This is a genomic window from Lelliottia sp. AC1 (assembly GCF_023278595.1).
GTDB classification, from domain to species: Bacteria; Pseudomonadota; Gammaproteobacteria; order Enterobacterales; family Enterobacteriaceae; genus Enterobacter; species Enterobacter nimipressuralis.
Map to the genome: position 1 here is coordinate 3,976,430 of NZ_CP025699.1, position 13,261 is coordinate 3,989,690.

Sequence of the window (13,261 nt, forward strand, 5' to 3'; positions counted from 1 at the left end):
CCGATTATTTCTTGATCGGTTTGCGCGGACCCTTACGGGTACGTGCGTTGGTCTTGGTGCGCTGACCGCGAACCGGGAGACCACGACGATGACGCAAACCGCGATAGCAACCAAGGTCCATAAGGCGCTTGATGCTCATGCTAACTTCACGGCGCAGATCACCTTCAACGACAAATTTGGCAACTTCGTCACGCAGCGTGTCGATTTGTTCTTCAGACAGCTCACTGATCTTAACATCTTCAGCGATACCCGCTGCAGCCAGAATGGCTTTGGAACGGGTCTTGCCGACGCCATAGATCGAAGTTAATGCGATCACAGCATGTTTCTGATCAGGAATGTTAATGCCTGCTATACGGGCCACTATGCACTCCTACTATTTAATATGTACGCACCATGCTGAAAAGCCCGTTTTCAGGATACTCAAATGGAAACGTACAGACATACAAAAGATTGGCTGGCTAATCTAGCCAGCTCAACCCAACTTTGCAAGAAAAAAATGCGAAATAATCAGCCTTGACGCTGTTTATGTTTCGGCTCGGCACTGCAAATCACGCGGATGACGCCATCACGCTTAACGATTTTGCAGTTACGGCATAATTTCTTGACGGAAGCACGAACTTTCATTTTTACTCTCCGTAACTTCTCGGGCGACCAATTAACGGCCGTAGCCTTTCAGGTTCGCCTTCTTCAAGGCAGACTCATACTGACTGGACATCATCAGAGTTTGCACTTGAGCCATAAAGTCCATAATCACGACAACAACGATAAGCAGTGAGGTCCCACCGAAGTAGAACGGTACTTTCATTGCATCACGCATGAACTCCGGGATCAGGCAGATAAAAGTAATGTACAACGCGCCAATCAAAGTCAGACGAGTCATTACTTTATCGATATACTTCGCCGTTTGCTCTCCCGGACGAATTCCTGGTACAAATGCACCGGACTTCTTCAGGTTATCTGCTGTTTCACGCGGGTTGAAGACCAACGCCGTGTAGAAGAAACAGAAGAATATGATTGCAGACGCATAGAGTAACACATAAAGCGGTTGCCCAGGCTGCAAATACAGCGAAATTGTTGTCAGCCAGTTCCAACCGGTTCCGCCCCCGAACCATGACGCGATGGTTGCTGGGAACAGAATGATACTGGAAGCGAAGATCGCTGGGATAACCCCGGCCATATTCACTTTCAGCGGTAAATGTGTGCTCTGTGCAGCATAGACACGACGACCCTGCTGACGTTTCGCGTAGTTCACCACAATGCGGCGTTGACCACGTTCAACGAAGACAACAAAGAACGTCACTGCAAATACTAATACTGCAACCAATAGCAACAGGAGGAAGTGCAGGTCGCCTTGACGCGCTTGCTCGATCGTATGGGCAATGGCTGGCGGGAGTCCCGCAACGATACCGGCGAAGATAATGATTGAGATACCGTTACCGATACCTCGCTCAGTAATCTGTTCGCCGAGCCACATCAGGAACATAGTCCCTGTGACCAGACTTACAACAGCGGTGAAATAGAATGCAAAGCCCGGGTTAATAACCAGGCCCTGCATACCAGGCATATTCGGTAAACCGGTAGCAATACCGATCGACTGGAATATTGCCAGCACCAGAGTGCCGTAACGGGTGTACTGGCTGATCTTACGACGACCAGACTCCCCTTCTTTCTTCAGCTCTGCCAGGGCCGGATGAACGACCGTCAGCAGCTGGATAATAATAGATGCCGAAATATACGGCATGATACCCAGTGCAAAGATAGAAGCACGGCTGAGAGCACCACCAGAGAACATGTTAAACATCTCAATGATGGTGCCTCGCTGTTGCTCAAGCAGTTTGGCAAGTACAGCGGCATCGATACCAGGGATCGGAATAAAAGAGCCAATACGGAAAACGATCAGCGCACCAACTACAAACAAAAGTCTGCGTTTCAGTTCGCCAAATCCACCCTTGGCACTTTGAAAATCTAATCCCGGTTGCTTAGCCATCTGCTACTTATTCCTCAATTTTACCGCCAGCAGCTTCGATAGCAGCACGAGCGCCTTTAGAAACACGCAGGCCACGAACAGTTACCGGAGTAGTTACTTCACCAGCCAGGATCACTTTCGCGAACTCGATCTGGATACCGATAATGTTTGCTGCTTTCAGCGTGTTCAGGTCTACAACGCCGCCTTCAACTTTCGCCAGGTCAGACAGACGGATTTCCGCTGTAATCGCTGATTTGCGAGAGGTGAAACCGAATTTCGGCAGACGACGGTACAGTGGCATCTGGCCACCCTCGAAACCGCGACGTACGCCACCGCCAGAACGAGAGTTCTGACCTTTGTGACCACGACCACCGGTTTTACCGAGGCCAGAACCGATACCACGACCAAGGCGTTTACCCGCCTTTTTAGAGCCTTCGGCTGGAGACAGAGTATTTAAACGCATCTCTTACTCCTCAACTTTAACCATGAAGTAAACCGCGTTGACCATACCACGTACAGCGGGAGTATCCTCACGCTCAACGGTATGACCAATACGACGCAGACCCAGGCCAAGCAGCGTTGCCTTGTGTTTCGGCAGACGACCGATTGCACTGCGGGTTTGAGTGATTTTAATAGTCTTTGCCATGGTCAATTACCCCAGAATTTCTTCAACGGATTTACCACGCTTGGCAGCGACCATTTCTGGAGAATTCATATTTTCCAGGCCATCAATAGTTGCACGAACCACGTTAATCGGGTTGGTGGAACCATATGCTTTAGCCAGAACGTTATGAACTCCAGCGACTTCGAGAACGGCGCGCATTGCACCACCGGCAATAATACCGGTACCTTCTGAAGCCGGCTGCATGAAGACACGAGAACCCGTGTGAACACCTTTAACAGGGTGTTGCAGGGTGCCGTGGTTCAGCGCGACGTTAATCATATTGCGACGGGCTTTTTCCATCGCTTTCTGGATCGCTGCTGGAACTTCACGCGCTTTACCGTAACCAAAACCAACGCGACCATTACCATCACCAACAACAGTCAGAGCTGTGAAGGAGAAAATACGACCACCTTTAACGGTTTTAGATACGCGGTTAACCGCGATCAGCTTTTCCTGCAGTTCGCCAGCTTGTTTTTCGATGTGAGCCATCTTACACCTCTACCTTAGAACTGAAGGCCAGCTTCACGGGCAGCATCTGCCAGTGCCTGGACACGACCATGATATTGGAACCCGGAACGGTCAAAGGACACGACTTTGATGCCTTTTTCCAGAGCGCGTTCAGCAACAGCTTTACCGACAGCTGCAGCAGCGTCTTTGTTACCGGTGTACTTCAATTGTTCAGTAATAGCTTTTTCTACAGTAGAAGCAGCTACCAGAACTTCAGAACCGTTTGGTGCAATGACCTGTGCGTAAATATGACGCGGGGTACGATGTACCACCAGGCGAGTTGCACCCAGCTCTTTGAGCTTGCGGCGTGCGCGGGTCGCACGACGGATACGAGCAGATTTCTTATCCATAGTGTTACCTTACTTCTTCTTAGCCTCTTTGGTACGCACGACTTCGTCGGCGTAACGAACACCCTTGCCTTTATAAGGCTCAGGACGACGGTAGGCGCGCAGGTCTGCTGCAACCTGACCGATCAGCTGTTTATCCGCGCCTTTCAGCACGATTTCAGTCTGAGACGGACATTCTGCAGTGATACCAGCAGGCAGCTGATGCTCAACGGGGTGAGAGAAGCCCAGAGACAGGCCTACTGCATTCCCTTTGATAGCTGCACGATAACCTACACCAACCAGCTGAAGCTTTTTAGTGAAGCCTTCGGTAACACCAACAACCATTGAGTTCAGCAGGGCACGCGCGGTACCAGCCTGAGCCCATCCATCCACGAAACCATCACGCGGACCGAAGGTCAGAGCATTATCTGCATGTTTAACTTCAACAGCATTGTTGAGGGTACGAGTCAGCTCGCCGTTTTTACCTTTGATCGTAATAACCTGACCGTCGATTTTTACATCAACGCCGGCAGGAATGACGACCGGTGCTTTAGCAACACGAGACATTCTTTCCTCCGATTAGGCTACGTAGCAGATAATTTCGCCACCAAGACCAGCTTGGCGCGCTGCACGATCAGTCATAACACCTTTAGAGGTAGAAACAACTGCGATACCCAGACCAGCCATAACTTTAGGCAGCTCATCTTTTTTCTTATAGATGCGCAGGCCTGGGCGGCTGACACGCTGAATGCTTTCTACAACAGCTTTACCCTGGAAATACTTAAGAGTAAGTTCCAGTTCCGGCTTGGTGTCGCCTTCAACTTTAAAATCTTCGATAAAACCTTCTTCCTTCAGCACATTGGCAATTGCCACTTTCAGCTTGGCGGAAGGCATGGTGACCGCAACTTTGTTCGCGGCCTGACCGTTACGGATACGGGTCAGCATATCCGCGATCGGATCTTGCATGCTCATCTGTCTTTACTCCCGTGATTCAATTGGTGACAATTACCAGCTAGCCTTTTTCAGACCCGGGATTTCACCGCGCATAGCGGCTTCACGGACCTTAATACGGCTCAACCCGAACTTCCGCAGGAAAGCGTGCGGACGACCAGTTTGACGACAGCGGTTACGCTGACGAGACGGGCTGGAATCACGCGGCAGAGACTGCAGCTTCAGAACTGCGTTCCAACGATCTTCGTCGGAAGCGTTCACATCAGAAATGATCGCTTTCAGTTCAGCGCGTTTAGCGAAGAATTTATCAGCTAAAGCTACGCGCTTTACTTCGCGTGCTTTCATTGATTGCTTAGCCATTCAGTAACCCTACCTTACTTGCGGAACGGGAAGTCAAAGGCAGCCAGCAGAGCACGGCCTTCTTCGTCAGAGTTCGCAGTAGTGGTAATGGTAATATCCAAACCACGCACGCGGTCGACTTTATCGTAGTCGATCTCTGGGAAGATGATCTGCTCACGGACACCCATGCTGTAGTTACCACGACCATCGAATGACTTAGCGGACAAGCCACGGAAGTCACGGATACGTGGAACAGCAATAGAGATCAGGCGCTCAAGGAACTCCCACATGCGTTCGCCACGCAGAGTTACTTTACAGCCGATCGGATAGCCCTGACGGATTTTGAAGCCTGCAACAGATTTGCGTGCTTTGGTGATCAACGGCTTTTGACCGGAGATTGCTGTCAGATCAGCTGCTGCGTTATCCAGCAGTTTCTTGTCAGCGATCGCTTCACCAACACCCATGTTCAGGGTGATCTTCTCGACCCGAGGGACTTGCATGACAGAATTGTAGTTAAACTCAGTCATGAGTTTGCTAACTACTTCGTCTTTGTAGTAATCATGCAGTTTCGCCATCGTACTACTCCAAATTACTTGATAGTTTCGCTGTTAGACTTGAAGAAACGGACTTTTTTGCCGTCTTCGAATCTAAAGCCTACACGGTCAGCCTTGCCGGTTGCCGCGTTGAAGAGTGCAACGTTAGAAACCTGAATTGCAGCTTCTTTTTCAACGATGCCACCTGGTTGGTTCAGGGCCGGAACCGGCTTCTGATGTTTCTTAACCAGGTTGATACCTTCAACAATGATCTTGCCGGAAGACAGAACATTTTTTACTTTACCGCGTTTACCTTTATCTTTACCGGTTAACACGATAACTTCGTCATCACGACGGATTTTCGCTGCCATGATTCGCTCCTTAGAGTACTTCTGGTGCCAGAGAGATAATTTTCATGAACTTTTCAGTACGAAGTTCACGAGTTACCGGCCCAAAGATACGCGTGCCGATAGGCTGCTCGCTGTTATTGTTTAAAATAACGCATGCATTACCATCGAAGCGAATGACAGAACCGTCAGGGCGACGAACACCCTTCCTGGTGCGCACCACTACCGCTTTCAGCACATCACCTTTCTTGACCTTACCACGTGGAATTGCTTCTTTGATGGTGATCTTGATGATGTCGCCTACGCCTGCGTAGCGACGGTGCGAGCCACCCAGAACCTTGATACACATTACGCGACGTGCACCGGAGTTGTCGGCGACGGTCAGCATAGTCTGTTCTTGGATCATTTTAGTGCTCCGCTAATGTCAACTACTACCTGAGACCCTAAAATCAGAGTCGTCGAAAAGCCCCATATCGAGGGCGCGGCATTATAACACCGGTTCTACAATATGGGTAGAAAAAATACACGGCTCATTACTGAGCCGTGTATTCGTATTGAGAGGCCTAACTGTATTACAGAACGGCTTTCTCTACAACGCGAACCAGCGTCCAGGACTTAGTCTTGGACAGCGGACGGCATTCGCGGATTTCAACCACGTCACCGATACCGCATTCGTTGTTCTCGTCATGTACGTGCAGTTTGGTCGTACGCTTGATGAATTTACCGTAGATCGGGTGTTTCACAATGCGTTCGATAGCAACGACAATGGATTTCTCCATTTTGTCGCTAACAACACGACCTTGCAGAGTACGGATTTTATCGGTCATTACGCACCCGCCTTCTGAGTCAGTAAAGTCTTAACGCGTGCAACATCACGACGCACTTGCTTCAGCAGGTGAGTCTGTTGCAGCTGGCCACTTGCAGCCTGCATGCGGAGGTTAAACTGCTCACGCAGCAGGTTCAGCAGCTCAGCGTTCAGCTCTTCAACGCTTTTTTCACGCAGCTCATTTGCTTTCATTACATCACCGTCTTAGTTACAAAGGTGGTTTTAATCGGCAGTTTCGCTGCTGCCAGGCCGAATGCTTCACGGGCTAGCTCTTCCGGTACGCCGTCCATTTCATACAGGACTTTACCCGGCTGAATCAAGGCAACCCAATACTCCACGTTACCTTTACCTTTACCCATACGAACTTCCAGCGGCTTCTCGGTAATTGGTTTGTCCGGGAATACACGGATCCAGATTTTACCTTGACGCTTAACTGCACGGGTCATTGCACGACGTGCTGCTTCGATCTGACGTGCAGTCAGACGACCACGGCCAACAGCTTTCAGACCGAAAGTGCCGAAGCTAACATCCGTACCCTGCGCCAGACCACGGTTGCGGCCTTTGTGCACTTTACGGAATTTTGTACGCTTTGGTTGTAACATCAGCGACGCTCCTTATTTACGGCCTTTACGCTGCTGCTTTTTAGGTTGCGCAGCCGGTTTTTCCGGTTGTTCAACAGCAGCCATACCACCCAGGATCTCACCTTTGAAGATCCATACCTTAACGCCGATTACACCGTAAGTGGTGTGCGCTTCAGAGGTGTTGTAGTCGATGTCAGCACGCAGAGTGTGCAACGGTACGCGACCTTCGCGGTACCATTCGGTACGTGCGATTTCCGCGCCGCCGAGACGGCCGCTAACTTCAACTTTGATACCTTTAGCGCCCAGACGCATTGCGTTCTGTACAGCACGCTTCATAGCACGACGGAACATAACACGACGTTCCAGCTGTGAAGTGATGCTGTCAGCAACCAATTTAGCGTCCAGTTCAGGCTTACGAACTTCAGCGATATTGATCTGTGCAGGAACGCCAGCGATATCCGCTACGACCTTGCGCAGTTTTTCTACGTCTTCGCCTTTCTTACCGATAACGATACCCGGGCGAGCGGTGTGAATAGTCACACGAATGCTCTTAGCCGGACGCTCGATAACGATACGAGATACAGACGCTTTAGCCAGTTCCTTAGTCAGGTACTGACGTACTTTAAAATCGCTGTCCAGGTTGTCAGCGAATTCTTTGGTGTTCGCAAACCAGGTTGAATTCCATGGTTTTACAATACCCAGGCGAATACCATTAGGATGTACTTTCTGACCCATTGCTAGTCTCCAGAGTCTCAGCGATCGGACACAACCACAGTAATGTGGCTGGTGCGCTTCAGGATGCGATCTGCACGACCTTTCGCACGCGGCATAATGCGCTTCATGCTTGGGCCTTCGTCTACGAAGATTTTCGCAACTTTCAGATCGTCAATGTCAGCGCCATCGTTGTGTTCAGCGTTAGCAATGGCAGATTCCAGTACTTTCTTGACCAATACCGCAGCTTTCTTGTTGGTATAGGTCAGGATGTCCAGGGCCTGCGACACTTTCTTACCGCGAATCAGGTCAGCAACAAGGCGAACCTTCTGAGCAGAAGAACGAGCATGGCGATGTTGAGCTAAAGTTTCCATCTCTTCCTCCTACCTTATTTCTTCTTCGCTTTTTTATCAGCAGCGTGGCCGCGATAAGTACGAGTCGGTGCGAATTCACCCAGTTTATGACCGACCATTTCGTCGGAAACAAAGACTGGAACGTGCTGACGACCATTATGGACAGCGATGGTCAAACCGATCATGTTAGGAAAGATCGTTGAACGACGGGACCAAGTGCGCAGGGGCTTCTTGTCTCCGCTTTCCACCGCTTTCTCTACCTTCTTCAGCAAGTGCAGGTCAATAAAAGGACCTTTCTTGAGAGAACGTGGCATGGCTTATCCTCTAAAATTATTTGCTACGGCGACGTACGATAAATTTATCAGTACGCTTGTTGCTGCGGGTCTTCTTACCTTTGGTCTGAACGCCCCATGGAGTTACAGGGTGCTTACCAAAGTTACGACCTTCACCACCACCATGTGGGTGGTCGACTGGGTTCATCGCAGTACCGCGAACGGTAGGACGAACACCACGCCAGCGTGCAGCACCTGCTTTACCCAGAACGCGCAGCATATGCTCAGCATTGCCAACTTCGCCCAGAGTTGCACGGCAGTCTGCTTCTACTTTACGCATTTCACCAGAACGCAGACGCAGGGTGACATAAGCACCATCACGAGCAACGATCTGAACGTAAGTACCAGCGGAACGTGCCAGCTGACCGCCTTTACCTGGTTTCATTTCTACGTTATGAACGGTAGAACCAACCGGGATATTGCGCATCGGCAGGGTGTTACCTGCTTTGATTGCAGCATCAACGCCAGACTGAATCTGGTCGCCAGCTTTCAGGCCTTTAGGGGCCAGGATGTAACGGCGTTCGCCATCTTTGTACAGAACCAGCGCGATGTTCGCGGAACGGTTCGGATCGTACTCAAGACGCTCAACAATTGCCGGGATACCGTCTTTGTTGCGTTTGAAGTCAACAATACGATAAGCCTGCTTGTGACCACCACCGATGTGACGAGTGGTGATACGGCCATTGTTGTTACGACCACCGGATTTGCTGTTTTTTTCAACCAGCGGAGCAAAAGGTTTGCCCTTGTGCAGCTCTGGGTTGACCACTTTAACGACGTGGCGACGACCCGGAGATGTCGGTTTACATTTAACAACTGCCATTGTATTACTCCTCCGACTTACTCAGCGCCGCCGACGAAGTCCAGATTCTGGCCTTCCTTCAGGGTGACGTAAGCTTTTTTCCAGTCGCTACGACGACCGATACGCTGTCCGTGACGTTTAACTTTCCCTTTAACGACCAGGGTGTTAACGACTTCGACTTCGACTTCAAACAGTTTCTGCACAGCAGCTTTGATTTCTGCTTTGGTCGCGTCTTTAGCAACTTTGAGAACGATGGTATTTGTTTTTTCCATCGCAGCAGACGCTTTTTCAGAAACGTGCGGTGCACGAAGCACCTTCAGCAGACGTTCTTCACGAATCATGCCAGCATCTCCTCAACTTGCTTAACAGCATCAGCAGTCATTACGACTTTGTCGAAGGCGATCAGGCTAACCGGGTCGATACCAGTTGCATCGCGTACGTCAACCTTGTGCAGGTTGCGCGCAGCCAGGAACAGGTTTTCGTCCAGCTCACCGGTGATGATCAGCACATCTTCCAGAGCCATGTCTTTCAGTTTCTGTGCCAGCAGCTTAGTTTTAGGCGCTTCTACAGAGAACGTCTCGACAACGATCAGACGATCCTGACGTACCAGTTCGGACAGAATGCTTTTCAGCGCGCCGCGGTACATCTTTTTGTTTACTTTTTGACTGTGGTCCTGCGGGCGAGCAGCGAAGGTCACGCCACCGGAACGCCAGATCGGGCTCTTGATAGAACCTGAACGCGCACGGCCGGTACCTTTCTGGCGCCACGGCTTTTTGCCGGAACCAGTTACTTCAGCACGAGTCTTCTGAGCACGAGTACCCTGACGAGCACCAGCTGCATAAGCAACTACAACCTGGTGAACCAGCGCTTCGTTGAAATCACGACCGAAGGTAGTTTCGGAAACAGTCAGCGCGCTCTGCGCGTCTTTCAATACTAATTCCATTGCTATCCCCTTACGCCTTCACAGCTGGTTTAACGATCAGGTCGCTACCGGTTGCACCGGGAACAGCACCTTTAACCAGCAGCAGGTTGCGCTCAGCGTCAACACGTACTACGTCCAGGCTCTGAACAGTTACACGTTCGTTACCCAGCTGACCTGCCATTTTCTTGCCTTTGAACACTTTGCCCGGAGTCTGGTTCTGACCGATAGAACCCGGAACGCGGTGAGACAAGGAGTTACCGTGGGTAGCGTCCTGGGTACGGAAGTTCCAGCGCTTAACGGTACCAGCAAAACCTTTACCTTTAGAGGTACCGGTTACGTCAACTTTTTTAACTTCAGCAAACAGCTCAACGCTAATGTCCTGACCTACGGTGAACTCTTCGCCTTCAGCAAGACGGAATTCCCACAGACCACGGCCAGCTTCAACGCCAGCTTTAGCGAAGTGACCAGCCTCCGGCTTGGTTACACGGTTAGCTTTTTTAGCACCGGTAGTAACCTGAACAGCACGGTAGCCATCGTTAGCCAGGTCTTTAACCTGAGTAACGCGGTTTGCTTCAACTTCGATTACGGTTACTGGGATAGAAACGCCATCTTCAGTGAAGATGCGGGTCATACCCACTTTTTTACCGACTAAACCAATCATTGTTTCAACCTCTCAATCGCTCGATGACCTGATTAACCCAGGCTGATCTGCACGTCTACACCGGCAGCCAGATCCAGACGCATCAGAGCATCAACGGTTTTCTCAGTTGGCTCAACGATGTCAACCAGACGCTTATGAGTACGAATTTCGTACTGATCACGCGCATCTTTGTTAACGTGCGGAGAGATCAGAACGGTAAAACGCTCTTTGCGGGTCGGCAGCGGGATCGGACCACGGACTTGCGCACCAGTGCGCTTAGCAGTCTCGACGATTTCCGCGGTTGATTGATCGATAAGACGATGATCAAACGCTTTCAGGCGGATACGGATTCTTTGGTTCTGCATGAGACCAGAGCTCCAATTATTTTATAAACGAAAATGATTACTACTCAAACCCATTACGATTGATGGGAGAGTGTAACCGTTCTTACGTAGCCCCCCAATTGGGAGCATTGTTGAGTAACGAAAAACAGGGTTACTCAGGTTCAGATTGAACCAGCTGTCAATTACGACAAGCCCGCGCATTATACGTAAATCTGACTACAACGCAAGTGCAGTTTATAAAACAGGCTTTCGTGGTGCGTTTTGCGTAGCCGCTCGACATCGGGTTGCAAAGCGTGTCGAGCTAGCGTGATTCGCTGGAAGGTTTCTCGCAAAGACAACTTTTGCTGTTTGCCCTGCAATAACGCCCGGAAGAGGATAGCGCTGCGATACTTTCTGAGGCTTAAACCATGCTAACCGCCCTTCCCTTTCTGATGCTCTATGCAGTCTTGACCTGTCTTCTGGTGCGCGAAGATATCCGCTCAGGCCTTTTACCCGACAAATTCCTTTGTCCATTACTTTGGACAGGCCTTCTTTTCCATCTCATGATCCATCCTGATTTTCTCGCCAGCGCCGTAATGGGTGCGATGGCGGGATACATCGGCTTTGCCTGTATTTATTGGGGTTATCGTATGGTGTTTAAACGAGAAGGGCTAGGATATGGAGATGTGAAGTATCTTGCTGCGTTAGGCGCCTGGCACGGCTGGTGCGTTCTTCCGGCGATGGCTTTGTCTGCTGCAATTCTGGCAATAGGCTTTGTGCTGATTCAGATGGTCATGAAACCGGGACAACAGATACATAAAAACCCACTACCGTTTGGCCCATTTCTGGCGGCAGCAGGTTTAGTGTCGGGTTGGCAGAGCTTACTTAATCTGCCACTTTAATCTGAGATTGCAGGTAGTTTTGCAGACCAATTTTTCCGATGAGGTCCAGCTCAGTTTCCAGCCAGTCGATATGGCCCTCTTCGTCAGCCAGAATGGTGATCATCATGTCACGGCTGACGTAATCATGAACGCTGTCAGCGTAGGCAATGGCTTCACGAAGATCCTTCGCCCCTTCAAGTTCAAGACGGAGATCGGATTGCAGCATTTCTTCGACATCTTCACCAATACCCAGCTTCCCGAGATCCTGCAAATTCGGGATACCTTCGAGAAATAGAATACGCTCGATGTATTTATCGGCATGTTTCATCTCATCGATGGATTCATGGTATTCGACATCATTGAGGCGCGTCAGGCCCCAATTTTTGAACATTCTCGCATGGAGAAAATACTGATTGATTGCGACAAGCTCATTTCCCAATAATTTATTGAGATAACTTATGATTTTAACATCACCTTTCATTATATAGTCCCTCCGCTTCCACTTATTGAAGCGTAGATGGGGCTGCAGGGATGTCAAAAAAAAGATAGAGCCTCAGGCGATCTCTTTGTATTCCGGGATCTGCGTCAATTCGTCCTGCATTATCTCGCGCGCCGCGCGAACGCACTTACCGCATTGATTTCCTACTGGAACAAATTTTCGAAGCTGCTGGAAAGACTGAGGGTGAAACTGGCGAACGGCCTGACGTATTTTTTTGTCACTCACACCATTACACAAACAAACGTACATAAAAACTCCCGCTCAATTTATGATCAAAGTGTAAGTGAGAATAATTATGATTACAATAGCACATCCGTTCCTGGACGCGCCGGCAGCTAACAAAAAATGCGAATAATTGTGACGGGCAATGAATTCAGGGCACAAAAAAGAGCGCCGAAGCGCCCTTTTTTTATTCAAAACTAATTAACGAGTAATTAGCCCAGAACTTTAGCTACAACGCCCGCACCAACAGTACGGCCGCCTTCACGGATTGCGAAACGCAGACCGTCATCCATCGCGATTGGGTGGATCAGGGTAACAACCATTTTGATGTTGTCGCCTGGCATTACCATCTCTACGCCTTCTGGCAGTTCGATGGTACCGGTCACGTCAGTTGTACGGAAGTAGAACTGTGGACGGTAGCCTTTGAAGAACGGAGTATGACGGCCGCCTTCATCTTTGGACAGGATGTAAACTTCAGATTCGAATTTGGTGTGCGGCTTGATAGAGCCTGGCTTAGCCAGTACCTGACCACGTTCGAT

27 protein-coding genes and 1 pseudogene are annotated in these 13,261 nt (G+C 49.9%); 1 reads left to right on the forward strand and 27 read right to left on the reverse strand.

Annotation, left to right across the window (positions count from 1 at the left end; genetic code table 11):
• Positions 1-4: 4 nt before the first annotated feature.
• From rpsM to rpsJ, 24 genes are all read right to left on the reverse strand, one after another.
• The gene (gene rpsM / locus C0560_RS18880; RefSeq protein WP_003031135.1) at positions 5-361 is read right to left on the reverse strand and encodes a 30S ribosomal protein S13; all 357 of its coding nucleotides are present in this window, start codon (positions 359-361) and stop codon (positions 5-7) included.
• A gap of 146 nt (positions 362-507) precedes the next feature.
• A complete protein-coding gene (rpmJ, locus tag C0560_RS18885) occupies positions 508-624 on the reverse strand; it encodes a 50S ribosomal protein L36 (protein ID WP_000868187.1) in 117 nt (38 codons plus the stop codon).
• Positions 625-655: 31 nt separating this feature from the next.
• Positions 656-1,987, reverse strand: a complete 1,332-nt coding sequence (gene secY / locus C0560_RS18890; RefSeq protein ID WP_095283665.1) for a preprotein translocase subunit SecY — start codon at positions 1,985-1,987, stop codon at positions 656-658.
• 7 nt (positions 1,988-1,994) lie between these two features.
• Positions 1,995-2,429: a 50S ribosomal protein L15 gene (gene rplO, locus C0560_RS18895; RefSeq protein WP_100778651.1), complete on the reverse strand. Its 435-nt coding sequence runs from the start codon at positions 2,427-2,429 to the stop codon at positions 1,995-1,997.
• A gap of 3 nt (positions 2,430-2,432) precedes the next feature.
• Positions 2,433-2,612 (reverse strand): 50S ribosomal protein L30, encoded by a 180-nt coding sequence (gene rpmD / locus C0560_RS18900; RefSeq protein WP_003863301.1) that lies wholly within the window; start codon positions 2,610-2,612, stop codon positions 2,433-2,435.
• Positions 2,613-2,618: 6 nt separating this feature from the next.
• The gene (gene rpsE, locus C0560_RS18905) at positions 2,619-3,119 is read right to left on the reverse strand and encodes a 30S ribosomal protein S5 (RefSeq protein WP_002438697.1); all 501 of its coding nucleotides are present in this window, start codon (positions 3,117-3,119) and stop codon (positions 2,619-2,621) included.
• 14 nt (positions 3,120-3,133) lie between these two features.
• Entirely contained in the window at positions 3,134-3,487 is a 354-nt protein-coding gene (gene rplR, locus C0560_RS18910) for a 50S ribosomal protein L18 (RefSeq protein WP_015960708.1), read from the reverse strand.
• 9 nt (positions 3,488-3,496) lie between these two features.
• Positions 3,497-4,030 carry a 50S ribosomal protein L6 gene (gene rplF / locus C0560_RS18915; protein WP_100778650.1) on the reverse strand — a complete coding sequence of 178 codons (534 nt, stop codon included), beginning with the start codon at positions 4,028-4,030 and terminating at the stop codon, positions 3,497-3,499.
• 12 nt (positions 4,031-4,042) lie between these two features.
• Positions 4,043-4,435 carry a 30S ribosomal protein S8 gene (gene rpsH / locus C0560_RS18920; protein ID WP_006178918.1) on the reverse strand — a complete coding sequence of 131 codons (393 nt, stop codon included), beginning with the start codon at positions 4,433-4,435 and terminating at the stop codon, positions 4,043-4,045.
• Positions 4,436-4,468: 33 nt separating this feature from the next.
• Positions 4,469-4,774, reverse strand: a complete 306-nt coding sequence (rpsN, locus tag C0560_RS18925) for a 30S ribosomal protein S14 (protein ID WP_015960709.1) — start codon at positions 4,772-4,774, stop codon at positions 4,469-4,471.
• Between the two features lie 14 nt (positions 4,775-4,788).
• Positions 4,789-5,328, reverse strand: coding sequence for a 50S ribosomal protein L5 (rplE, locus tag C0560_RS18930; RefSeq protein ID WP_015960710.1), 540 nt, complete (start codon positions 5,326-5,328; stop codon positions 4,789-4,791).
• 14 nt (positions 5,329-5,342) lie between these two features.
• On the reverse strand, positions 5,343-5,657 hold the full coding sequence (rplX, locus tag C0560_RS18935) for a 50S ribosomal protein L24 (protein WP_016538464.1): 315 nt from the start codon (positions 5,655-5,657) through the stop codon (positions 5,343-5,345).
• Positions 5,658-5,667: 10 nt separating this feature from the next.
• The gene (gene rplN, locus C0560_RS18940; RefSeq protein WP_015960712.1) at positions 5,668-6,039 is read right to left on the reverse strand and encodes a 50S ribosomal protein L14; all 372 of its coding nucleotides are present in this window, start codon (positions 6,037-6,039) and stop codon (positions 5,668-5,670) included.
• Between the two features lie 166 nt (positions 6,040-6,205).
• The gene (rpsQ, locus tag C0560_RS18945) at positions 6,206-6,460 is read right to left on the reverse strand and encodes a 30S ribosomal protein S17 (RefSeq protein WP_006817275.1); all 255 of its coding nucleotides are present in this window, start codon (positions 6,458-6,460) and stop codon (positions 6,206-6,208) included.
• Complete coding sequence (gene rpmC / locus C0560_RS18950; protein WP_032614707.1) at positions 6,460-6,651, reverse strand: 50S ribosomal protein L29; 192 nt, start codon at positions 6,649-6,651, stop codon at positions 6,460-6,462. The genes rpsQ and rpmC overlap by 1 nt, the downstream gene beginning before the upstream one ends.
• Positions 6,651-7,061, reverse strand: coding sequence for a 50S ribosomal protein L16 (gene rplP, locus C0560_RS18955; RefSeq protein ID WP_002919759.1), 411 nt, complete (start codon positions 7,059-7,061; stop codon positions 6,651-6,653). The genes rpmC and rplP overlap by 1 nt, the downstream gene beginning before the upstream one ends.
• A 12-nt stretch (positions 7,062-7,073) precedes the next feature.
• Positions 7,074-7,775: a 30S ribosomal protein S3 gene (gene rpsC, locus C0560_RS18960; protein WP_000529945.1), complete on the reverse strand. Its 702-nt coding sequence runs from the start codon at positions 7,773-7,775 to the stop codon at positions 7,074-7,076.
• A 17-nt stretch (positions 7,776-7,792) separates the two neighbouring features.
• Complete coding sequence (rplV, locus tag C0560_RS18965; RefSeq protein WP_002919773.1) at positions 7,793-8,125, reverse strand: 50S ribosomal protein L22; 333 nt, start codon at positions 8,123-8,125, stop codon at positions 7,793-7,795.
• 14 nt (positions 8,126-8,139) lie between these two features.
• Positions 8,140-8,418: a 30S ribosomal protein S19 gene (gene rpsS / locus C0560_RS18970; RefSeq protein ID WP_001138115.1), complete on the reverse strand. Its 279-nt coding sequence runs from the start codon at positions 8,416-8,418 to the stop codon at positions 8,140-8,142.
• Positions 8,419-8,434: 16 nt separating this feature from the next.
• Positions 8,435-9,256 (reverse strand): 50S ribosomal protein L2, encoded by an 822-nt coding sequence (gene rplB / locus C0560_RS18975; RefSeq protein WP_042312092.1) that lies wholly within the window; start codon positions 9,254-9,256, stop codon positions 8,435-8,437.
• Positions 9,257-9,273: 17 nt separating this feature from the next.
• A complete protein-coding gene (gene rplW / locus C0560_RS18980; protein ID WP_004868363.1) occupies positions 9,274-9,576 on the reverse strand; it encodes a 50S ribosomal protein L23 in 303 nt (100 codons plus the stop codon).
• The gene (gene rplD / locus C0560_RS18985) at positions 9,573-10,178 is read right to left on the reverse strand and encodes a 50S ribosomal protein L4 (protein ID WP_015960716.1); all 606 of its coding nucleotides are present in this window, start codon (positions 10,176-10,178) and stop codon (positions 9,573-9,575) included. The genes rplW and rplD overlap by 4 nt, the downstream gene beginning before the upstream one ends.
• Before the next feature lie 10 nt (positions 10,179-10,188).
• Positions 10,189-10,818 (reverse strand): 50S ribosomal protein L3, encoded by a 630-nt coding sequence (gene rplC, locus C0560_RS18990; protein WP_016538466.1) that lies wholly within the window; start codon positions 10,816-10,818, stop codon positions 10,189-10,191.
• 32 nt (positions 10,819-10,850) lie between these two features.
• Entirely contained in the window at positions 10,851-11,162 is a 312-nt protein-coding gene (gene rpsJ / locus C0560_RS18995) for a 30S ribosomal protein S10 (protein WP_001181005.1), read from the reverse strand.
• Positions 11,163-11,548: 386 nt separating this feature from the next.
• Here rpsJ and C0560_RS19000 point away from each other — a divergent pair, with 386 nt between their 5' ends.
• The gene (locus C0560_RS19000; protein WP_248859244.1) at positions 11,549-12,022 is read left to right on the forward strand and encodes an A24 family peptidase; all 474 of its coding nucleotides are present in this window, start codon (positions 11,549-11,551) and stop codon (positions 12,020-12,022) included.
• Here C0560_RS19000 and bfr read toward each other — a convergent pair.
• The 3 genes and pseudogenes from bfr to tuf form a co-directional block, all read right to left on the reverse strand.
• A complete protein-coding gene (bfr, locus tag C0560_RS19005; RefSeq protein WP_095283671.1) occupies positions 12,006-12,482 on the reverse strand; it encodes a bacterioferritin in 477 nt (158 codons plus the stop codon). The two genes, C0560_RS19000 and bfr, sit on opposite strands and share 17 nt — an antisense overlap.
• Before the next feature lie 72 nt (positions 12,483-12,554).
• Positions 12,555-12,749, reverse strand: a complete 195-nt coding sequence (gene bfd / locus C0560_RS19010; protein ID WP_015960719.1) for a bacterioferritin-associated ferredoxin — start codon at positions 12,747-12,749, stop codon at positions 12,555-12,557.
• Between the two features lie 185 nt (positions 12,750-12,934).
• Positions 12,935-13,261: pseudogene (gene tuf / locus C0560_RS19015) on the reverse strand (elongation factor Tu); the annotation flags it as partial.